This is a genomic window from Actinomadura sp. DC4, assembly GCF_030406325.1.
Classification (GTDB): domain Bacteria; phylum Actinomycetota; class Actinomycetes; order Streptosporangiales; family Streptosporangiaceae; genus Actinoallomurus.
On sequence record NZ_JAUEQY010000022.1, the window covers coordinates 175,516 to 194,605 of the forward strand.

Sequence of the window (19,090 nt, forward strand, 5' to 3'; positions counted from 1 at the left end):
CTGAGCGCCTGAAACGAGCCGGTAGGGTCGCATTCATGTCTTATCCGGGTGATCAGCAGCAACCCGGCGGCTGGGGTCCCTCCCAGCCGCCGCAGTCGCCGTACGGCCCGGTCGATAACCAGGCCGAACACGGCGGCCCCTCCTATGACCAGTCACAGGGCGGTGGCCCGTACGACGATCCGTACGGCGGCCCGCCACCGCGTGATGGCGGCTTCGGCCCGGGCGGCTCCTTCGGGGGCTCGTTCGGCGAAGAACGCTCCGACTCCTACGGCGGCGGGCCCTTCGAGCCCAGGCCGCCGTACGACAATGAGAACGCCGACCCCTACGGTGCCGGTCCCGGCGCGTACGGGCCTCCGCCGGACGACGATGACCGCTTCAAGTCCGGTTCCGGCCGCAAGGGTCTGATCATCGGCGCGGCGATCGTCGCCGGCGTCGTGGTGATCGGCGGTGGTACGGCGCTGGCACTCTCCGGCGGCGACGACAAGAAGCCGAAGGCCTCGGCGGTCCAGCCGAGCGAGAGCGCCCCTCCGCCGACCCCGACGGTGAACCCGACCCCGTCGCCGACCGAGACGGGCCGCGGCGACCGTCTGCGCAGCCGGGCCACCGACCCCAAGCCCCTCTCGCTGAACGAGATCTTCAAGGCCAAGTCGTTCAAGTACGGCAGCCGCCGGTACGTCATGACGGGCCGCCGCTCGGAACGCAAGTGTTCTCCGCCGACCCACGGCACGGCCTTCCGCAAGGCGCTCGCCAAGGGCGGCTGCACGCAGGTTCTGCGAGCGACGTTCAGCAACGGCAAGTTCATCGGCACCATCGGCGTGATCAACCTGCGGACGCAGACCGGCGCCAACTCGGTGCAGGTCACCTCGCGGCAGAAGGACGCGTTCATCCTCGCGCTGCCCGGCGCGGGCACCACCAAGAAGATCGGCCAGGGCCTGTCGCTGACGACCGCGGAGGTCGACGGCCACTACCTGATCATGAGCTGGGTGCAGTACCCGAACGGAAAGAAGATCGCCAAGGGTGACTACACGGCGGTGAGCGCGTTCGTGAAGGCCACGACCTATGGCAGCAATCTGCGCACGGCCCTGAACTATCGGTCAATGGAGGGCAAACCGTCATGAACGTGGCCCTCTGCTAATACTCTGGTGACCCATGTCTGGCCATGACGAGACTTTCCTTCCTCCAGGAGAGGGGGAAGCGAATCACCCGCCGACACCGGCTCCGCCGAACTTCGGCCAGAGCTCGGCCGGGAAGCCCGCGGTCGTTTTCCAGTCCGCAGACACGCAACCGGGCTCCCCGGTCTTCTCCGGGCCGTCAATGGCATCCGACGCCGAGGAGACCATGACCCCGCCGCTCCCCAAGCGTCCCGGCGCCCCTACGCCGGACGCACAGTCCACCCCGCCCTCGCCCCCGGCCGGCAACCCCGCGCCGGGCGAAGGCGGTTCTTCCACGGACCTCCCCCCGCCACCCGGTCCCCGCCACGCCGCACCGTCGCCTTCGTGGTCGGCCGCCCCCCAGGGCCGCCCCGAATCCGAGGTCCCCGAGGCCGAACAGACGGTCGCGAACCCCTATCTTCCCGAGGCCGAGCAGACCGTCGCCGGCTTCGGCTCCGCCGCGGACACCGTCTTCTCACCCTTCGGATCCGCCGGGACGAGCCCGTACCCCGGGTCGTACGGTGGCTCCGCCGAGGAGCTCCCGGAGGCGGAACGGACCGCGACCGACGCCCCGCCACCCGCCTTTCCCGGGTCCTACGGCACCTCACCCTTCGACGCCGCGAACGGAACCTCCGGCCCCGGAACGTTCCCCGCCGGCACCACGAACGGAACGCCCGGCTTCGGAACGCCGCCGCCTTACGGCACGGCCGAGGCTCCGGGCACGTCCGGCGCCCCGCCCTTCGGCGTCCCGAGCCCGCACACCCCCGAGGCCCTCGCGCCGTTCGTCCCGCCGAGCGAGGACGCTTCCGGCGTCGATAGTGAGAGCCCCCGCGGCGACGCGCCGGCGTTCGGCTCGGGTACGCCGCCTTTCGGCAGCGAAAGCCTGCGTGACGAGGCGGCGTCCGGTCCCGGTACGTCGTCCTTCGGCACCACGGGCCGGCGCGACGAGACGTCCGCGGCGGGCTCCGGCACGCCCCCTTTCGGCACCCCGAGCGCCCACGACGGCGCGTCCGGCTCCGGGACATCGCCCTTCGGCGCCGCGGGCTCCGGCACGCCCCCTTTCGGCACGCCGAACTCGCGCGGCGAGGCCTCCGGCACGCCGCCCTTCGGGAGCGAAGGCCCGCGTCCCGCGGGCTCGCGTGATGACACGTCCGCGCCGGGCTCCGGCACGCCGCCTTTCGGCAGCGGGAGTCTGCGTGACGAGGCGGCGACGTCCGGTTTCGGGACGTCGTCCTTCGGCGCCGCGGGCTCGCGCGACGAGGCGTCCGGCTCCGGAGTGCCGCCGTTCGGCGGGGCCTCGGCGCAGGACGGGCCCGGCTCCGGCAGCGGAACCTCCGCCTCCGGCGGCTTCGCCGCCTCCAAGCCGAGCAGCGGCTTCACAGACCCGGCCGGTAAGGCCAGCGGCCTTGCCGACTCGGGGAGCACCGGCTCGGCAGGCACCACGGCCGGCTTCGCCGACTCGACCGGCGTCACGGGCTCGACCGGCGCGGCCGGCGGCTTCACGGGCTCAGGAGCCACCGGCTCGACGGGTTCGACCGGCGCGGCCGGGGGCTTCGCGGACCTGGGGACCGAGCGGACCGCGGCCAGTGACGTCACCAGCCCCACCTCCGTACCGCCTCCCGGTGTGCCCGCGCCCGAGGGCGAGGAGCAGAAGGTGACCTTCGAGGACGCGAACGGTCAGCGCACACTGGCCATCGCGCGTTTCGGGGCCGGTACGGCCTCCAGCGCTCCCGGCCCCGCGCTCACCCCGGACGCGATCCTCCCGCCCGGCACGCCCCCGCAGGCGCCCCCGGAGCCACCGCCACCGGACCCCGGTGCCACCGCCACCGGACCCATCCCCCGGCTCGGCGCCGGACCAGGCTTTCCTGGCGGCCCCAGCCGCCCGCCCCGCGGCGGAGGCCACGGAGGCTCATCAGGAGCCCACAGAGCGCTCCTCGTCGCCGGAGGCCTCGTCGCCGCCCTCATCCTCGGCGGCGGGGGCGCTCTGGCCGTCACGCAGCTCTCCGGCGGCTCCGCGAAGGAGCACAACGTCGCCCAGTCGCAGCCGCCGCCCCCACCGACGCAGGCCGCGCCGACTCCGACGCCCACCAAGACCAAGGCCAAGCACAAGCCGAAGCCCAAGCACGTGCCGGTCGACATCCGGGACGAGAAGAAGGATCCCAAGCCGCTGACGATCACCGAGGTCTTCCCGACCTCGGTGGTCACTCTGGCCAAAGCCAAGTTCACCCGGGTCAAGACCGTGATCAACGATCACTGCTCGCTGGCCGCCAACGGGCCCTTCGCCACGGAACTGACCCGGGAGCACTGCCGCCGGATCGTACGCGCGACATTCGTCTCCGAGGACAAGAAGATCGCGGTGACGGCCGGGATCGCGGTCATGCCGACGGACGCCGCCGCCAGGGCGACGCTGAAGGTTCAGGACCCGGCACACTACGAGTGGTTCCGCGGCATGAAGGCCACCGGCGCACCCAAGATCGACCACGCCGGCGGGTACGCGGCGGACGTCCTGCGCGGCCGCTACATCGCCTACGCCTACGCGACGTACGTCGACGGCCACAAGCCCAAGGCCAAGGACGACACGTTGAAGAAGGCCGGCATCGCGTTCCGCGACTACACCGTCCGGCCGATCACCCGGCGCGCCAAACAGCATTAGGGCCGGTCTCGAGGTCCCGTCCGTGGCGAGCGGCGTCCAGGCGGCGTCTCGCAAGGGCGGAGGTGCCACGTAGCAGGACGGCAGGACTTCGAGACGGACCCTGGGGCCACGACCGGACGGAGAGTGGATGCGCGAGATCGTCGCGGGACTGGCGATGACCCTCGACGGTGTCGTGGACTCCCCGTCCGGCAACTGGATGATGTTCGACGAGGAGATGGCGGAGGTCATCGCCGCCGGCATCGCCGAGGCCGACGCGATCCTGCTGGGCCGGCGGACGTACCTGGCCTTCGCCGCGATGTGGCCCACGCTGGGCCGCGACGTGCCCATGTCGGCCTTCATGAACGACACGCCCAAGTACGTGGCCTCCCGCACGCTCGACACCGTCGAGTGGGCCGGCTCCACGCTCCTCCAGGGCGACCTCGCCGGGGCGCTGACCGAGCTGAAGCGCCGCCCGGGCAAGAACATCCAGGTGCCCGGCAGCCCTCACCTGGTCCGGTCGCTGCTGCGCGAGGGGCTGCTCGACCGGCTCTCCCTCACGATCCACCCGATCGTGCTCGGCACCGGCGCGCGCCTCTTCGAGGACGAGAAGGACCGCAGAAGGCTCCGCCTCGTGGACTCCAGGACGTTCCGTTCCGGAGTGGTCTCGGTGACGTACGAGCCCTAGCTCGCGTGGCGTTCCTCGGGAGAGACGCCGAGAACGCGGATGCGGCGGGTCTCCTGGGCCCGGTCGGCCAGGTGCGCCGCGTCCGGGTAGGTGACCTCCTCCAGCGAGAGCCCGTACGGCGGCAGGACCTGCACCGCCGAGTCGCGCTCACCGCCCGCGAGCACCTGGGAGGGCCACTCGATCGAACGGCGGCTGTCGCCGACCGAGATCAGGGCGCCGACCAACGCTCGTACCATCGAGTGGCAGAACGCGTCCGCCTCGATGGTCGCCACGGCCACACCGGTCTCGTCGCGGGCCCAGTCACAGCGCAGCAGCCGGCGGATCGTCGTGGCGCCCTCGCGCTTACGGCAGTACGCGGCGAAGTCGTTCTCGCCCAGCAGCAGCGCCGCGGCGGCGTTCATCCGGTCGAGGTCGAGCGGCCGCGGGTGCCAGAGCACCTCGTGGCGGCGGATCGGGTCCACGCCCATCGGGTTGTCGCACACCCGGTAGACATAGCGCCGTGACATGGCGGAGAACCGCGCGTCGAAGCCTTCCGGCGCCTGGCCGATGCGCCAGATCCGGATGTCGGCGGGCAGCACGCCGGCCATCCTGCGCGGCAGGGTCCCGGTGACCGGGTAGTAGGAGGCGACCGGGACGACGACGTGCGCCACCTGGCCGCTGGCGTGCACACCCGCGTCCGTACGGCCCGCCACCGTCAGCACCGGCGGCGGGTCGAGGCGCAGTACACGCCCCAGAGCCTCCTCGATGACTCCCTGAACCGTGCGCTGCTTGGGCTGGCGCGCCCATCCGGCGAAATCCGACCCGTCGTAGCTGATCTCAAGCCGAAGCCGTACGAGAGCGGTCATGGGATCAGGAGGAGGCTCGGACGGCCGTTCGTCCATGTCCGTTGCCCTTCGGGTCCGCGCGGTCGGCGGTGGCCCTGTCTCCATGTTCTCCGTGTGCTGACCATTGCACAACTCTCCCAAAGATCGAGCCCGCCGTCCCGTAGGGCACGGCGGGCTCGTGACAAAGCGTGAGTTACTTCTTGTCCTCGGCCTCGTCTGCCGGGGCGGTGTCCTGCGGCTCGTCGTCGGCCGGCTCGTCGGCCGCCGACTCCTCGACCGCCGACTCCTCGACCGCCGACTCCTCGGCCACGGGCTCCTCGGCCTTCGGCGCCTGCGTACGCTCCGCCGGGCGGGTCGTCGCGACCGCCGCCGACTCCTCGACGAGCTCGATCAGGGCCATCGGCGCGCTGTCGCCCTTGCGCGGGCCGAGCTTGGTGATCCGCGTGTAACCGCCGGGGCGGTTCTCGAAACGCGGACCGATCTCGGTGAACAGCGTGTGGACGACGCTCTTGTCCTGCACGACCGTGAGGACCTGGCGCCGCGCGGCGAGGTCGCCGCGCTTGGCCTTGGTGATGAGCTTCTCCGCCAGCGGCCGCAGCCGCCGGGCCTTGGCCTCGGTGGTCTTGATGCGGCCGTGCTCGAACAGCGCCGTGGCGAGGTTCGCCAGGATCAGGCGCTGGTGCGCGGGGCTGCCGCCGAGGCGAGGGCCCTTGGTGGGCTGGGGCATGAGTGCTTCTCCTTTTTCAACCCGCGCCAGCCGTACGAGGTACCGGCGTCGGTCCGTGCGGGGTCGCTCTCCCGCACGAGTATCGAGAAGCGGGCGGTCCGGTCGGACCGCCCGCCTTCACATCAGTACTGCTCGGTCTCGGCGTAGCTCTGGTCCTCGTCGCCGTAGTTGTCCGCCGCCGCGGTCGGGTCGAACCCGGGCGGGGAGTCCTTCAGCGTGAGGCCCATGTCGTTGAGCTTCTGCTTGACCTCTTCGATGCTCTTGGCGCCGAAATTCCTTATATCGAGAAGGTCCTGCTCGCTGCGGGCCACGAGCTCACCCACTGTGTGGATGCCCTCGCGCTTGAGGCAGTTGTAGGACCGGACCGTAAGGTTCAGCTCCTCGATCGGCAGCGCCAGGTCCGCCGCGAGAGCGGCGTCCGTCGGCGACGGGCCCATGTCGATGCCCTCGGCCTCGACGTTGAGCTCGCGCGCCAGGCCGAACAGCTCGACGAGCGTCTTGCCGGCGCTCGCCACCGCGTCGCGGGGCAGCATCGCCGGCTTGGTCTCGACGTCGACGATCAGCCGGTCGAAGTCGGTGCGCTGCTCGACACGCGTCGCCTCGACCTTGTAGGTGACCTTCATGACCGGGGAGTAGATCGAGTCGATCGGCACCCGGCCGATCTCCTGGCCCGGCTGCTTGTTCTGCGCGGCGGAGACGTAGCCACGGCCACGCTCGACCGTGAGCTCCATCTCCAGCTTCGCCTTGTTGTTCAGCGTGGCGATGTGGAGCTCGGGGTTGTGCACCTCGACACCGGCCGGCGGCGCGATGTCGGCGGCGGTGACCTCGCCGGGGCCCTGCTTGCGCAGGTACATCACGACCGGCTCGTCGTGCTCGGAGGAGACGACGAGCTCCTTGAGGTTCAAGATGATGTCGGTGACATCCTCCTTGACCCCCGGGATCGTGGAGAACTCGTGCAGCACGCCCTCGATGCGGATGCTGGTGACGGCCGCACCCGGGATCGAGGACAGGAGCGTACGGCGGAGCGAGTTGCCGATGGTGTAGCCGAAGCCCGGCTCCAGCGGCTCGATGGTGAACCGGGACCGGAACTCGTCGACCTGTTCCTCGGTGAGGGTAGGTCGCTGTGCGATGAGCATTTCAGTACTCCCTTTCCGCGGCGCCCGCTATTTGACTGCCGCGATCCAACGCTCGGCGGGCGTACGCCCGAGAGGCGCACGCCCGCCCGAGAGGTACGTCAGCGCTTGGCGTACCACTCGACGATGAGCTGCTCCTGAACCGGCGCGTCGATGTGCTGCCGGACCGGGAGCGAGTGCACGAGGATGCGCAGCTTGTCCGGTGCGACCTCGATCCACGCCGGGACGGGGCGCTCGCCGGCCTCGGCGCGAGCGACCACGAACGGGGTCTGCTCGGCCGACTTGCCACGAACCTCGATGATGTCGCGCTCGCTGACGCGGAAGGACGGGATGTCGACCTTCTTGCCGTTGACCGTGAAGTGGCCGTGCCGGACCAGCTGGCGGGCCATGTCGCGGCTCTTGGCGTAGCCCGCGCGGTAGATCACGTTGTCGAGACGGCGCTCGAGCAGGCTCAGCAGGTTCTCACCCGTCTTGCCCGTACGGCGGTTCGCCTCTTTGTAGTAGTTCACGAACTGGGCCTCGAGGACCCCGTAGATGCGCCGCGCCTTCTGCTTCTCGCGAAGCTGAAGCATGTGCTCGCTCTCCTTGGGGCGACCGCGACCGTGCTCACCCGGAGGGTAGGGCCGGATCTCGATCGGGCACTTCGGCCCGTCGCACTTGCTCCCCTTGAGGAACAGCTTCATCTTCTCGCGGCGGCACAGCTTGCAGTCCGCGCCGGTGTATCGAGCCATCTCTCTCTTCCCTAACTCAGACGCGGCGACGCTTGGGCGGGCGGCAGCCGTTGTGCGGCACTGGGGTGACGTCCTGGATGGAGCCGACCTCGAGGCCGGTCGCCTGCAGCGACCGGATCGCGGTCTCGCGGCCCGAACCCGGGCCCTTCACGAAGACGTCGACCTTGCGCATGCCGTGCTCCATGGCGCGGCGCGCGGCGGCCTCGGCCGCCATCTGAGCGGCGAACGGCGTCGACTTACGCGAGCCCTTGAAGCCCACGTGGCCGGCGCTGGCCCATGCGATCACGGCGCCCACCGGGTCCGTGATCGTGACGATCGTGTTGTTGAACGTGCTCTTGATGTGGGCGTGCCCATGAGCGACGTTCTTCTTTTCCTTGCGGCGCACCTTCTTGGCGCCGGCGCGACTCTTTGGCGGCATCTGCTCTCAAGTCTCCTGGAGGTCGTCGATCCCTCGGACGGGCCGCCGGTCGGGGCGGCCCCGGGGACTACTTCTTGCCGGTCTTCTTCTTGCCGGCCACGGTCTTCTTCTTGCCCTTGCGGGTACGCGCGTTGGTCTGGGTGCGCTGACCGTGCACCGGCAGTCCACGACGATGCCGGATGCCCTGGTAGCAGCCGATCTCGATCTTGCGACGAATGTCCGCCTGGATCTCGCGGCGAAGATCACCCTCGATCTTGTAGTTGCCGTCGATCCAGTCGCGGAGCTGCACCAGCTCGTCGTCGCCCAGCTCGTGGACCCGGCGGTCACCGCTGATGCCGGTTTCCCTGAGAGTCTCGAGCGCACGGGTGCGGCCGATGCCGAAAACATAGGTAAGAGCGACCTCGAGGCGCTTTTCGCGCGGGAGGTCGACGCCAAGGAGGCGTGCCATCTCGGGCAGTTCCCTTCTGTTTCACGGAGGTCTGCGCTCCGCACCCCCACCTGCCCGGGTGGGGCCCCGGCCTCCGACCGGGGGTCGCTCCCGTCAGACGGGAGCCGCGGAACGTTCTGTTGTGTTAGGGCCTGGCTCAGCCCTGGCGCTGCTTGTGGCGCGGGTCGTCACAGATGACCATGACCCGGCCGTGCCGGCGGATGACGCGGCACTTACTGCAGATCTTCTTGACGCTCGGCTTGACCTTCACTGGGTCTCCTCATAGCAGGGTCACCCCCGCGCTGCCGACGCGGGGAAGGCAACCCCAGTGGGTGGATGACTTACTTGTACCGGTAGACGATCCGGCCGCGGGTGAGATCGTAAGGACTCAGCTCTACGACCACTCGGTCATCAGGAAGGATCCGGATGTAGTGCATCCGCATCTTCCCGCTGATGTGGGCGAGAACCTTGTGCCCGTTGTCCAGCTCTACCCGGAACATGGCGTTCGGGAGAGACTCGACGACGGTGCCTTCGATCTCGATGGCCCCTTCTTTTTTGGGCATGTCCTCCGCGCTTCACTGATCGGTTCGTCAGGAGAACGGTCCGCGCGGGCGTCCGAGGCATGCACTGGCATGCGGACATGAGCCGACACAGGACCGACAAAGAAGTGTACGTCACGGACCGCGAGAATGTGAAATCCAGAAGGATTCACCATCAAGGCAGCACTGAGGCGGCCACTCTCCCCCACTCCGTAACACGGCAGTGGACGTGGTCATTCCCGTACGGCCGTGATGGGCTGACTGACCATGACGATCCTCGCCCAGCTTAGCGACCTTCACCTCTCCGACGAGGACCCGGTGCCCACGAAGTCCCTGCGCGAGGCCGTGTCCACGCTGCTCGATCTCACCGAATCGCCCGACGCCGTCGTCCTCACCGGTGACCTCGCCGACCACGGCCGTCCCTCGGAGTACGCGCTGCTCCGTACGGAGATCGCACGCCTGCCGATGCCGGTGCATCCGCTGCCCGGCAACCACGATGACGTCGACGCGCTGCTGGCCGCGTTTCCCGAGGTCAAGGCGGCCAATTACGTGGTCGACGTGGCCGGCCTCCGCCTGCTCTGCTGCGACTCCACCATCCCCGGGCAGTCCGGCGGCGACCTGTCCGACCCGGACTGGCTCGACGCCGCGCTCGCCGAGGCGCCCGGCACCCCGGCCGTCGTCGCGATGCACCATCCGCCGTACCACATCGGCGTCGAATGGATCGACCTGATGGGACAGGCGCACCCCGAGCGGCTCGCCGCCGTGATCGCCCGCCACCCGCAGGTCGTCCGCGTGATCGCGGGGCACGTGCACGCGGGGTCGGTGCGCGGTTTCGCGGGTACGGTCGCCACCACCTGCCCCAGCGCGTACCGGCAACTGCACATCGACCCCGGCGGCCGGCCGGCCATGACGGACGCGGCGCCCGGCTTCGCACTGCACATCGTCGACGGCGACGACGCCGTGACGCACTTTCGTCAGGTGGGCACGCGGCCGGCCTGAGTCAGCGCCGGTCGTCGCGTGGACCGAAGATCTGGCCGGCGAGCATCAGCGCGCCCCAGGGCCCGGCCACCCAGATCCACCAGGGGTACCAGGCGCCCGACGGCACCGCCGTCAGCAGCCAGATCACGACGCACAGGAGGTTGACGGTGGCATACGTCGCCCAGCCCGTGCGCAATGCCGCGGGGGACAGCGCGCCGCCGCCCATCCGGCGCGCCGGCGTCGACTGACGCCACGACGGCACCGGGAGTTCGTACAGGTCCTCTTCGGGCAGATCGTCGGTGACCCTCTGCAGGTCACCGAGGGTTCGCGCGGTGTAGACGCCTTCGAGGCGGTCGTTCAGCTCCTCGACGTCGATGCGCCCCTGAGCGCAGTGCTCTCGCAGCGCCGCCGCGACCCGGTCGCGGTCGGCGTCGGAGGCCCGCATCTCAGGATTGAGCGCCATCCTTGATCCTCTCGTCACGGCTCGAGAAACCATGAGCCGCGCCGCCGTCGAGTGCGGTGAGCACCCACGGCCCGTCTTCGGTGACCGCGAAGGTGTGCTCGAAGTGCGCCGAGGAGCGCTTGTCGCCGGTGATGACGGTCCACTCGTCCTCGAGCAGGACCGTCGCCGCGGTGCCGAGATTGACCATTGGCTCGACCGCGAAGCACATGCCGGGAACCAGGTGCGGGCCGAATCCGGCCTCACCGTAGTTGGGCACCGGTGGGTCCATGTGCATTTGAGTACCGATCCCGTGGCCGACGTACTCCTCGACGATGCCATAGTCGCCCTGGCCGCGCACGTACGTCTCGACCGCATGGCCGATGTCGCTCAGCCGGCCGCCGGCCACGCCCGCGCCGATGCCGCGCCACATCGACTCCTCACAGACCTCGAGCAGCCGCCGGAGCTCCGGGGTGATCTCGCCGACCGGTACGGTCACCGCGGAGTCGCCGTGCCAGCCGTCGACGATGGCGCCGCAGTCGATGGAGATGACGTCGCCCTCGCGCAGGACCTTGTCCGGGCTCGGGATGCCGTGCACGATCTCCTCGTTGATCGAGGTGCAGATCGTGGCGGGGAACCCCTGATAGCCCTTGAAGGACGGTGTCGCGCCCGCGGAGCGGATCGACTCCTCCGCGATGACGTCGAGGTCGGCCGTGGTGATTCCGGGCCGTACGGCCTCTGTGAGCCGCTGGAGGGTGCGGCCGACGACGAGGCCGGCCTCTCGCATCACCGCGAGTTCGTCGCGCGACTTGATCTGGATGGCCGGCTTACGCTTCTTCCACACACTGAGCTCCGCGCCTGGGTCCGAGGTTGGTTTCGAGGACGACCGGGAGCGGCCGGTCAGGCCGCGAACCGGCGAAGCGCCGCGAGCGCCCGCTCGGTGACCTCCTCGACGGGCCCGGTGGCGTCCAGGCCCACCAGAATGCCCTCATCCGCGTAGAACGACGCCAGGGGGGCGGTCTGTTCCTGGTAGACCTCCAGGCGGTGCCTGATGGTCTCCTCGCGGTCGTCGTCGCGCTGGAACAGCTCGCCGCCGCAGTTGTCGCAGACGCCGTCCTTGGTCGGCGGGTCGAACGCCACGTGCCAGATCCGGCCGCACTTACGGCAGGTGCGGCGGCCGGACAGCCGACGTACGACCTCGTCGTCGTCGACCACCAGCTCGAGCACGAGGTCGAGCTTGCGGTCCATTTCGGACAGGATCTTCTTGAGCGTCTCGGCTTGGGGAACGTTGCGGGGGAAGCCGTCGAGCAGGAAGCCCTCCTGGGCGTCCTCCTCGGCGAGCCGATCCCTGACCATGGCGATGGTGACCTCGTCGGGAACGAGGTCACCACGGTCCATGTACTCCTTGGCCTTCTGGCCCAGAGGAGTATTCCCGCTCACGTTCGCGCGGAAGATGTCACCTGTCGAGATCTTCGGGATTGACAGGTGCGATGCGATGAATTGGGCCTGTGTCCCCTTGCCCGCTCCGGGGGGGCCCACGAGCACGATGCGCACTACCGCAGGAAGCCCTCGTAGTTGCGTTGCTGGAGTTGGCTCTCGATCTGCTTGACCGTGTCCAGCCCGACACCGACCATGATCAGGATACTCGTGCCACCGAACGGGAAGTTCTGGCTGGCGCCGATGAGGCCGAAGGCGATCATCGGGATCAGCGAGATGAGCCCGAGGTACAGCGCGCCCGGTGCCGTGATGCGAGTGAGCACGTAGTCGAGGTACTCCGCGGTCGGCCGGCCGGGCCGGATCCCCGGGATGAACCCACCGTACTTCTTCATGTTGTCGGCGACCTCGGTCGGGTTGAACGTGATCGCGACGTAGAAGTACGTGAAGAAGATGATCAAGACGAAGTAGATGCCCATGTAGATGGGGTGATCGCCCTTGACAAGGTACTTCGAGATGAATGTGCTCACCGGGTTCGCGCTGTGCCACATCTGCACCACGAGCTGCGGGAGGTACAGCAGGGACGACGCGAAGATGACCGGGATGACACCGGCCTGGTTGACCTTGAGCGGGATGTAGGTCGACGTGCCGCCGTACATCCGGCGGCCGACCATCCGCTTGGCGTACTGCACCGGGATTCGGCGCTGAGCCTGCTCGACGAACACGACACCGGCGACGATCGCCACGCCCACCAGGAGCACGATCGCGAAGACGAAGCCGTGCTTGGTCTTGTAGATGCTCCAGAACTCGCTCGGGAAGACCGCGACGACCTGGGTGAAGATCAGGATCGACATGCCGTTACCGATGCCGCGGTCGGTGACCAGCTCACCCAGCCACATGATGACCGACGTGCCCGCAGTGATCACGACGACCAGCGTGACGATCGTGAACCAACTCTTGTTCCAGAGCAGCTCTTCGGTGCAGCCCTGCAGCAGGTTGCCGGTGGTCGCCATCGCGACGATGCCGGTGCCCTGAAGGATCGCCAGGCCGATCGTCAGGTAACGGGTGTACTGCGTGATCTTCGTGGTGCCGGACTGGCCCTCCTTGCGGAGCGTCTCCAGACGCGGGATCACCACGGTCAGCAGCTGCAGGATGATGCTCGCGGTGATGTAGGGCATGATGCCCAGCGCGAAGATCGACAGCTTCAGCAGCGCGCCGCCGCTGAACAGGTTGACCAGGCCGTAAATATTGCCGTTGGCACCCTTGGTCGCCACATCGACACAGCGATGGATGGCACCTGTGTTCACGCCCGGTGCCGGCAGCTGGGACCCCAGCCGGAACACCGCGATGATGAAGAGCGTGAAGACAAGCTTCTTGCGCAGGTCGGGTGTTCGGAACGCCCGAGTGAACGCGGTCAGCACCATTCCTCCTGCGCGAATTCCGGCCAACGGCCACGGACTGGCCCCGGTCGATGGTAGGCGACGGCGATAGCCGCCGATCGAACTCTAACAGCCCTTGCATGGGCTGACGCCCCCGCCGTGTTGTGGCGGGGGCGATTCCCACAAGGGCTTGTACTCACAGTTCTTCGACAGTGCCCCCGGCACCTGTGATCTTCTCCTTGGCGGAGCCGGAGAAGGCGTGCGCCTTGACCTGCACCGTTACAGAGATGTCACCAGTGCCGAGAATCTTGACCGGACGGCCCGAGCGCACCGCGCCCCTCGCCACCAGGTCCTCCGGCGTAACCTCGCCACCCTCAGGGTAGAGCTCGGCGAGTCGTCCGAGGTTGACGACCTGGTATTCGACACGGAACGGGTTCTTGAAGCCCTTGAGCTTCGGCACCCGCCGGATCAGGGGCATCTGCCCGCCCTCGAAGCCCGCGGGCACCGTGCTGCGTGCCTTCGTGCCCTTGGTTCCGCGTCCGGCGGTCTTGCCCTTGGACGCCTCACCACGGCCCTTGCGGGTCTTGGACTTGTGAGCACCCGGAGCGGGCCGCAGGTGATGCGGCCGCAGCGGCGTTTCAGCTCCCATGATCAGTCGACCTCCTCGACGGTAACGAGGTGGCGTACGGTGTTGATCATCCCGAGCACCTCGGGGCGGTCTTCGCGGACGACGCTCTGGCCGATCCGGCGAAGGCCCAGGGTGCGCAGGGTGTCACGCTGGTACTGCTTGCCACCGATTCGCGACTTGACCTGAGTGATCTTCAGGTTGGTCATGACGACGCGACCTCCTGGCGTGCCTCGCTCCCGGCCGCGCGGGCCTTGAGCATGGCGGCCGGAGCGACGTCCTCGATCGGCAGGCCACGCTTGGCCGCGATCTCCTCGGGCCGGTTGAGCTGCTTCAGCGCGGCCACCGTCGCGTGGACGATGTTGATCGCGTTGGAAGAGCCCAGCGACTTCGACAGGACGTCGTGAATGCCCGCGCACTCCAGGACCGCGCGGACCGGGCCACCCGCGATGACACCGGTACCGGGGCTGGCCGGCTTCAGGAGCACGACTCCCGCGGCCTCCTCACCCTGGCTGGTGTGCGGGATGGTGCCCTGGATCCGCGGCACCTTGAAGAAATGCTTCTTGGCCTCTTCGACACCCTTGGCGATCGCCGCGGGCACCTCCTTGGCCTTGCCGTAGCCGACACCCACGGTGCCGTTGCCGTCGCCCACCACGACCAGCGCGGTGAAGCTGAAGCGCCGGCCGCCCTTGACGACCTTGGCGACACGGTTGATCGCTACGACACGCTCGATGTACGACTGGCCCTTGTCGGCGCCACCCCGGCGGTCATCACGCCGGTCGCGCCGCTCGCCGCCGCCACGACGTGGTGCTGCCATTAGTGGTTCCTCTTCTCGTCCGTCAGTTGCTGCGCGCGGGCCATCAAAGCTCCAGCCCGCTCTCGCGCGCACCGTCGGCCAGGGCCGCGATGCGGCCGTGGTAGCGGTGCCCGGCGCGGTCGAAGACCACGCTGGAGATACCCGCCTCCTTGGCGCGTTCCGCCAGCAACTCGCCGACCTTTCGCGCCTTCGCGGTCTTGTCGCCCTCGCCAGTACGGAGCGTGGAGTCGAGCGTCGAGGCCGACACCAGCGTGCGACCGGCGATGTCGTCGATGATCTGCGCGGACATGTGCTTCGCCGACTTGGTCACGACCAGCCTCGGCCGCTCGGCGCTGCCCTGGATCTTCTTGCGGACGCGCAGGTGCCGGCGGGTCCGCGACGCGGTGCGCGACGAGGTCCGCTTGCGGACCTGAGTCTTGCTCGCAGGCATGTCTACTTCCCAGCCTTTCCGACCTTGCGGCGGATCTGCTCGCCTTGGTAACGCACGCCCTTGCCCTTGTACGGGTCGGGCTTGCGCAGTTTGCGGATGTTCGCGGCGACCTCGCCGACCTTCTGCTTGTCGATGCCCTCGACCACGAACTGGGTCGGTCGCTCGACACGGAAGGTGATACCCGCCGGCGGCACCACCGTGATCGGGTGGCTGAAGCCGAGGGAGAACTCGAGGTTGCTGCCCTTGGCCTGGACGCGGTAACCGACGCCGACGATCTCCAGCGTCTTGCTGTAGCCCTCGGTCACGCCGACGACCATGTTGTTGATCAGTGTGCGGGTCAGACCGTGCAGAGCACGGATCGGTCCCTCGTCACTGGCGCGGCCGACCTTGACCTGGCCGTCCTCCTGGACGACCTCGATCGGCCTGGCCACCGTGTGCTTCAGCTCGCCCTTGGGGCCCTTGACCGTCACGTCCTGGCCGTCGACCTTGATGTCGACGCCGCTGGGGACGGGGATGGGCAGACGTCCGATGCGCGACATTCTGTTTTCCCTCCCCTACCAGACGTAGGCGAGGACTTCCCCGCCCACGCCATTTCGGCCGGCCTGCCGGTCGGTCATGAGTCCCGAAGACGTCGAGATGATCGCGACGCCGAGACCACCGAGGACCTTCGGCAGGTTGTCCTTCTTCGCGTAGACCCGCAGGCCCGGCTTGGACACCCGCTTGAGTCCGGCGATCGAACGCTCACGGCTCGGGCCGAACTTGAGGTCGACCACAAGCTTCTTGCCGACCTCGGCATCCTCGACGCTCCACCCCGAGATGTAGCCCTCCTGCTGGAGGATCTCGGCGATGTGCGCCTTGATCTTCGAGTACGGCATGGCCACGGTGTCGTGGTATGCCGAATTCGCGTTCCGCAGACGCGTCAACATGTCTGCGATCGGGTCGGTCATCGTCATGGCCTACTGGCCCTCCTCGCCGCGGTTTCCGTCCGTGATGGCACGCGACGGACCTTCGACGTGGTCGTGGATGCCTTGCTCAGGCACCCTGCTGGTCATTATCTGTTGCTGCTTCCGCCGAGTCCGGCTTACCAGCTGGACTTGGTGATGCCGGGCAGCTCGCCGCGGTGCGCCATCTCCCGAAAGCAGATCCGGCACAGGCCGAACTTGCGGAAGACGGCGCGCGGACGCCCGCAGCGCGAGCAGCGGGTGTAGCCACGCACGGCGTGCTTGGGCTTCCGGTTCGCCTTGGCGATCAGAGCCTTCTTCGCCATCTGTCAGTTCTCCTTGAACGGGAAGCCCAGGTGCTTGAGCAGCGCCCGGCCCTCGTCGTCGGTCTTCGCGGTGGTCACGATCGTGATGTCCATACCGCGCTGCCGGTCGACCTTGTCCGGGTCGATCTCGTGGAACATCACCTGCTCGGTGAGCCCGAACGTGTAGTTGCCGTTGCCGTCGAAGTTCTTCGGCGACAGGCCACGGAAGTCACGGATACGCGGCAGGGCCAGCGACAGCAGCCGGTCGAGGAACTCCCACATGCGGTCGCCGCGCAGCGTCACGTGGGCGCCGATCGGCATGCCCTCGCGCAGCTTGAACTGCGCGATGGACTTCCGGGCGCGGGCCACGGCCGGCTTCTGCCCCGTGATGGTGGTCAGGTCGCGGACTGCGCCCTCGATGAGCTTCGAGTCGCGGGCCGCGTCGCCGACGCCCATGTTGACCTTGATCTTGGTCAGACCGGGGATCTGCATCACGTTGGCGTAGCCGAAATCGTCGCGCATCGCCTTGGCGATCTCGTCGCGGTAGCGCTGCTTGAGCCGCGGCTTCGGGGTTTCCTGTGTGGTCGTCTCGGCGGTCATCAGATGTCCTTACCGGTACGGCGCGAGATGCGAACCTTCGTGCCGTCGTCGTCGAAGCGGTAACCGACGCGGGTGGGCTTGCCGTCCACGACCAGCGCCACCTTGCTGACGTGGATCGCACCTTCCTTGGTGACGATCCCGCCCTCCTTGGCACCGCGCGGTCCCTGGTTGGTCTCCCGCGTGTGGCGCTTCACGAGGTTCACACCTTCGACGACCACGCGCTCACGCTTGGGGTCGGCGGAGATCACCTTGCCGGTCACGCCCTTGTCCTTGCCGGCGATGACGACGACGTCATCACCCTTCTTGATCTTCATCAGAGCACCTCCGGCGCGAGCGAGATGATGCGCATGAACCTCTTGTCGCGCAGCTCCCGGCCGACCGGCCCGAAGATACGCGTACCACGCGGGTCTCCGCCGTCCCGGATGAGCACAGCCGCGTTCTCGTCGAAGCGGATGTAGGAGCCGTCGGGACGGCGGCGCTCCTTGCGGGTGCGCACGACGACGGCCTTAACGACATCACCCTTCTTGACGCCGGCTGCGGGAAGGGCGTCCTTCACCGTCGCGACGATGATGTCGCCGATGCCCGCATAGCGCCGACCCGAGCCGCCGAGAACGCGGATGCAAAGAATCTCCTTGGCACCCGTGTTGTCGGCGACCTTGAGTCGCGACTCCTGCTGGATCACGTCAACTCCTGTTATTCTCGCCGGTTCTCAGTTGAGCCTGGCGGATTCGATCCTCAGTCGCTCGGCGCGACTGCCAACTATTTGGCCTTCTCAAGGATCTCCACGACACGCCAGCGCTTCGTGGCGGACAGCGGGCGGGTCTCCATCAGTCGGACCCGGTCGCCGATGCCACAGGCATTGGACTCGTCGTGCGCCTTGTACTTGGTCGTACGGCGGATGATCTTGCCGTACAGCGCGTGCTTGACACGGTCCTCGACGGCGACCACAACGGTCTTGTCCATCTTGTCGCTGACCACGAGACCCTCACGGATCTTGCGGTAGCTCCGCGTCTCAGTGTTCTGCTCACTCATCGGTGGACTCCTCCACGGGCTCCTCGGCGAACACGACGATGCCGAGCTCCCGCTCCCGCATCACTGTGTAGATGCGGGCGATCTCGCGCTTCACTTCGCGCAGCCGTCCGTGGGTCTCGAGCTGACCCGTCGCCGCCTGGAAGCGGAGGTTGAAGAGCTCCTCCTTGGCCTCCTTCAGCTTGGTGGTCAGCTCCGCCTCAGGCTGAGACCGCAGATCATCGGCGGTAAGGCCATTGGCAGCCATCACGCCTCACCCACTTCGCGCTTCACGAACTTGCACTTCATTGGCAGCTTGTGCATCGCGCGGCGAAGAGCCTCGCGAGCCAGCGGCTCGGGTACGCCGGCGAGCTCGAACATCACTCGTCCGGGCTTGACGTTGGCGACCCACCACTCCGGCGAGCCCTTACCGGAACCCATGCGGGTCTCAGCGGGCTTCTTGGTCAGCGGACGGTCGGGGTAGATGTTGATCCACACCTTTCCGCCACGCTTGATGTGCCGGGTCATGGCGATACGTGCGGCCTCGATCTGCCGGTTGGTCACGTACGCGCCCTCGACGGCCTGGATGCCGAACTCACCGAAGACGACTCTTGTGCCGCCCTTGGCCTTGCCCCGCCGCTTCGGGTGGTGCTGCTTGCGGTGCTTGACCCTGCGAGGGATCAGCATTGGTAATTCAGCTCCCCTCACCCGCGCTGGACGGCGCAGCCGCCTCAGTCGCCTGCTGCTCAGCCGGGGCGCTCGCGGGGGCCTGCTGCTGCCGGCCGCCGCGCTCGCCGCCACCGCCACCGCCACCGCCACGCTCGCCGCCGCGGCCGCCACGGCCACCGCCACGCTCGCCGCCGCCAC

30 protein-coding genes are annotated in these 19,090 nt (G+C 68.3%); 5 read left to right on the forward strand and 25 right to left on the reverse strand.

Features of this window, described 5'->3' with window-relative positions:
- The first annotated feature begins 35 nt into the window (after positions 1-35).
- The 3 genes from QWU11_RS31805 to QWU11_RS31815 all read left to right on the forward strand — a co-directional run bounded on the left by QWU11_RS31805 (position 36) and on the right by QWU11_RS31815 (position 4,468).
- Positions 36-1,118 carry a hypothetical protein gene (locus QWU11_RS31805; protein WP_290118164.1) on the forward strand — a complete coding sequence of 361 codons (1,083 nt, stop codon included), beginning with the start codon at positions 36-38 and terminating at the stop codon, positions 1,116-1,118.
- Between the two features lie 220 nt (positions 1,119-1,338).
- A complete protein-coding gene (locus tag QWU11_RS31810; protein ID WP_290118165.1) occupies positions 1,339-3,804 on the forward strand; it encodes a hypothetical protein in 2,466 nt (821 codons plus the stop codon).
- Between the two features lie 127 nt (positions 3,805-3,931).
- Entirely contained in the window at positions 3,932-4,468 is a 537-nt protein-coding gene (locus tag QWU11_RS31815) for a dihydrofolate reductase family protein (protein ID WP_290118166.1), read from the forward strand.
- On the opposite strand, the gene truA is transcribed toward QWU11_RS31815, so the two are convergent.
- The 8 genes from truA to infA all read right to left on the reverse strand — a co-directional run bounded on the left by truA (position 4,465) and on the right by infA (position 9,291).
- The gene (gene truA, locus QWU11_RS31820; RefSeq protein WP_290118195.1) at positions 4,465-5,313 is read right to left on the reverse strand and encodes a tRNA pseudouridine(38-40) synthase TruA; all 849 of its coding nucleotides are present in this window, start codon (positions 5,311-5,313) and stop codon (positions 4,465-4,467) included. The genes QWU11_RS31815 and truA overlap by 4 nt on opposite strands.
- 172 nt (positions 5,314-5,485) lie before the next feature.
- Entirely contained in the window at positions 5,486-6,019 is a 534-nt protein-coding gene (gene rplQ / locus QWU11_RS31825) for a 50S ribosomal protein L17 (RefSeq protein ID WP_290118167.1), read from the reverse strand.
- Between the two features lie 122 nt (positions 6,020-6,141).
- On the reverse strand, positions 6,142-7,155 hold the full coding sequence (locus QWU11_RS31830) for a DNA-directed RNA polymerase subunit alpha (RefSeq protein WP_290118168.1): 1,014 nt from the start codon (positions 7,153-7,155) through the stop codon (positions 6,142-6,144).
- A 98-nt stretch (positions 7,156-7,253) separates the two neighbouring features.
- Positions 7,254-7,883 carry a 30S ribosomal protein S4 gene (rpsD, locus tag QWU11_RS31835; RefSeq protein ID WP_290118169.1) on the reverse strand — a complete coding sequence of 210 codons (630 nt, stop codon included), beginning with the start codon at positions 7,881-7,883 and terminating at the stop codon, positions 7,254-7,256.
- A gap of 16 nt (positions 7,884-7,899) precedes the next feature.
- Positions 7,900-8,301, reverse strand: coding sequence for a 30S ribosomal protein S11 (gene rpsK / locus QWU11_RS31840; protein WP_290118170.1), 402 nt, complete (start codon positions 8,299-8,301; stop codon positions 7,900-7,902).
- A 67-nt stretch (positions 8,302-8,368) separates the two neighbouring features.
- Positions 8,369-8,749, reverse strand: coding sequence for a 30S ribosomal protein S13 (rpsM, locus tag QWU11_RS31845; RefSeq protein ID WP_290118171.1), 381 nt, complete (start codon positions 8,747-8,749; stop codon positions 8,369-8,371).
- Between the two features lie 136 nt (positions 8,750-8,885).
- On the reverse strand, positions 8,886-8,999 hold the full coding sequence (gene rpmJ / locus QWU11_RS31850; RefSeq protein WP_141956754.1) for a 50S ribosomal protein L36: 114 nt from the start codon (positions 8,997-8,999) through the stop codon (positions 8,886-8,888).
- Between the two features lie 70 nt (positions 9,000-9,069).
- Positions 9,070-9,291, reverse strand: a complete 222-nt coding sequence (gene infA, locus QWU11_RS31855) for a translation initiation factor IF-1 (protein ID WP_067912209.1) — start codon at positions 9,289-9,291, stop codon at positions 9,070-9,072.
- 243 nt (positions 9,292-9,534) lie between these two features.
- Between infA and QWU11_RS31860 the strand changes: the two genes are divergently transcribed.
- Positions 9,535-10,266 (forward strand): phosphodiesterase, encoded by a 732-nt coding sequence (locus QWU11_RS31860; RefSeq protein ID WP_290118172.1) that lies wholly within the window; start codon positions 9,535-9,537, stop codon positions 10,264-10,266.
- A 1-nt stretch (position 10,267) separates the two neighbouring features.
- Here QWU11_RS31860 and QWU11_RS31865 read toward each other — a convergent pair whose 3' ends face one another.
- From QWU11_RS31865 to rplP, 17 genes are all read right to left on the reverse strand, one after another.
- A complete protein-coding gene (locus tag QWU11_RS31865; RefSeq protein ID WP_290118173.1) occupies positions 10,268-10,708 on the reverse strand; it encodes a DUF1707 domain-containing protein in 441 nt (146 codons plus the stop codon).
- A complete protein-coding gene (map, locus tag QWU11_RS31870; RefSeq protein WP_290118174.1) occupies positions 10,692-11,528 on the reverse strand; it encodes a type I methionyl aminopeptidase in 837 nt (278 codons plus the stop codon). The genes QWU11_RS31865 and map overlap by 17 nt, the downstream gene beginning before the upstream one ends.
- Positions 11,529-11,584: 56 nt before the next feature.
- Complete coding sequence (locus QWU11_RS31875) at positions 11,585-12,238, reverse strand: adenylate kinase (protein ID WP_290118175.1); 654 nt, start codon at positions 12,236-12,238, stop codon at positions 11,585-11,587.
- Positions 12,238-13,539 carry a preprotein translocase subunit SecY gene (gene secY, locus QWU11_RS31880; protein ID WP_290118196.1) on the reverse strand — a complete coding sequence of 434 codons (1,302 nt, stop codon included), beginning with the start codon at positions 13,537-13,539 and terminating at the stop codon, positions 12,238-12,240. Before secY ends, QWU11_RS31875 begins: the two co-directional genes overlap by 1 nt.
- A 154-nt stretch (positions 13,540-13,693) precedes the next feature.
- Complete coding sequence (gene rplO, locus QWU11_RS31885) at positions 13,694-14,146, reverse strand: 50S ribosomal protein L15 (protein WP_290118176.1); 453 nt, start codon at positions 14,144-14,146, stop codon at positions 13,694-13,696.
- Positions 14,147-14,148: 2 nt separating this feature from the next.
- Entirely contained in the window at positions 14,149-14,331 is a 183-nt protein-coding gene (gene rpmD / locus QWU11_RS31890; RefSeq protein WP_290118177.1) for a 50S ribosomal protein L30, read from the reverse strand.
- Positions 14,328-14,939, reverse strand: a complete 612-nt coding sequence (gene rpsE, locus QWU11_RS31895) for a 30S ribosomal protein S5 (RefSeq protein ID WP_290118178.1) — start codon at positions 14,937-14,939, stop codon at positions 14,328-14,330. Before rpsE ends, rpmD begins: the two co-directional genes overlap by 4 nt.
- Before the next feature lie 43 nt (positions 14,940-14,982).
- Entirely contained in the window at positions 14,983-15,369 is a 387-nt protein-coding gene (rplR, locus tag QWU11_RS31900; RefSeq protein WP_290118179.1) for a 50S ribosomal protein L18, read from the reverse strand.
- A 2-nt stretch (positions 15,370-15,371) separates the two neighbouring features.
- Entirely contained in the window at positions 15,372-15,908 is a 537-nt protein-coding gene (gene rplF, locus QWU11_RS31905; protein WP_290118180.1) for a 50S ribosomal protein L6, read from the reverse strand.
- Between the two features lie 15 nt (positions 15,909-15,923).
- Positions 15,924-16,322, reverse strand: a complete 399-nt coding sequence (gene rpsH / locus QWU11_RS31910; RefSeq protein ID WP_290118181.1) for a 30S ribosomal protein S8 — start codon at positions 16,320-16,322, stop codon at positions 15,924-15,926.
- Between the two features lie 128 nt (positions 16,323-16,450).
- Positions 16,451-16,636 (reverse strand): type Z 30S ribosomal protein S14, encoded by a 186-nt coding sequence (locus tag QWU11_RS31915; RefSeq protein WP_290118182.1) that lies wholly within the window; start codon positions 16,634-16,636, stop codon positions 16,451-16,453.
- A gap of 3 nt (positions 16,637-16,639) precedes the next feature.
- Entirely contained in the window at positions 16,640-17,215 is a 576-nt protein-coding gene (gene rplE, locus QWU11_RS31920; RefSeq protein WP_290118183.1) for a 50S ribosomal protein L5, read from the reverse strand.
- Positions 17,215-17,529 carry a 50S ribosomal protein L24 gene (rplX, locus tag QWU11_RS31925; protein WP_290118184.1) on the reverse strand — a complete coding sequence of 105 codons (315 nt, stop codon included), beginning with the start codon at positions 17,527-17,529 and terminating at the stop codon, positions 17,215-17,217. The genes rplE and rplX overlap by 1 nt, the downstream gene beginning before the upstream one ends.
- The gene (gene rplN / locus QWU11_RS31930; RefSeq protein ID WP_290118185.1) at positions 17,529-17,897 is read right to left on the reverse strand and encodes a 50S ribosomal protein L14; all 369 of its coding nucleotides are present in this window, start codon (positions 17,895-17,897) and stop codon (positions 17,529-17,531) included. Before rplN ends, rplX begins: the two co-directional genes overlap by 1 nt.
- A 77-nt stretch (positions 17,898-17,974) precedes the next feature.
- Positions 17,975-18,247 carry a 30S ribosomal protein S17 gene (gene rpsQ / locus QWU11_RS31935; RefSeq protein ID WP_290118186.1) on the reverse strand — a complete coding sequence of 91 codons (273 nt, stop codon included), beginning with the start codon at positions 18,245-18,247 and terminating at the stop codon, positions 17,975-17,977.
- Positions 18,240-18,491 carry a 50S ribosomal protein L29 gene (rpmC, locus tag QWU11_RS31940; protein ID WP_290118187.1) on the reverse strand — a complete coding sequence of 84 codons (252 nt, stop codon included), beginning with the start codon at positions 18,489-18,491 and terminating at the stop codon, positions 18,240-18,242. Before rpmC ends, rpsQ begins: the two co-directional genes overlap by 8 nt.
- Positions 18,491-18,910: a 50S ribosomal protein L16 gene (gene rplP, locus QWU11_RS31945; protein WP_290118188.1), complete on the reverse strand. Its 420-nt coding sequence runs from the start codon at positions 18,908-18,910 to the stop codon at positions 18,491-18,493. Before rplP ends, rpmC begins: the two co-directional genes overlap by 1 nt.
- On the opposite strand from rplP, the gene QWU11_RS31950 reads away from it, so the two are divergent.
- Positions 18,888-19,090, forward strand: a 203-nt coding sequence (locus tag QWU11_RS31950; RefSeq protein WP_290118189.1) for a hypothetical protein, incomplete at its 3' end; no start/stop codon positions are given. The genes rplP and QWU11_RS31950 overlap by 23 nt on opposite strands.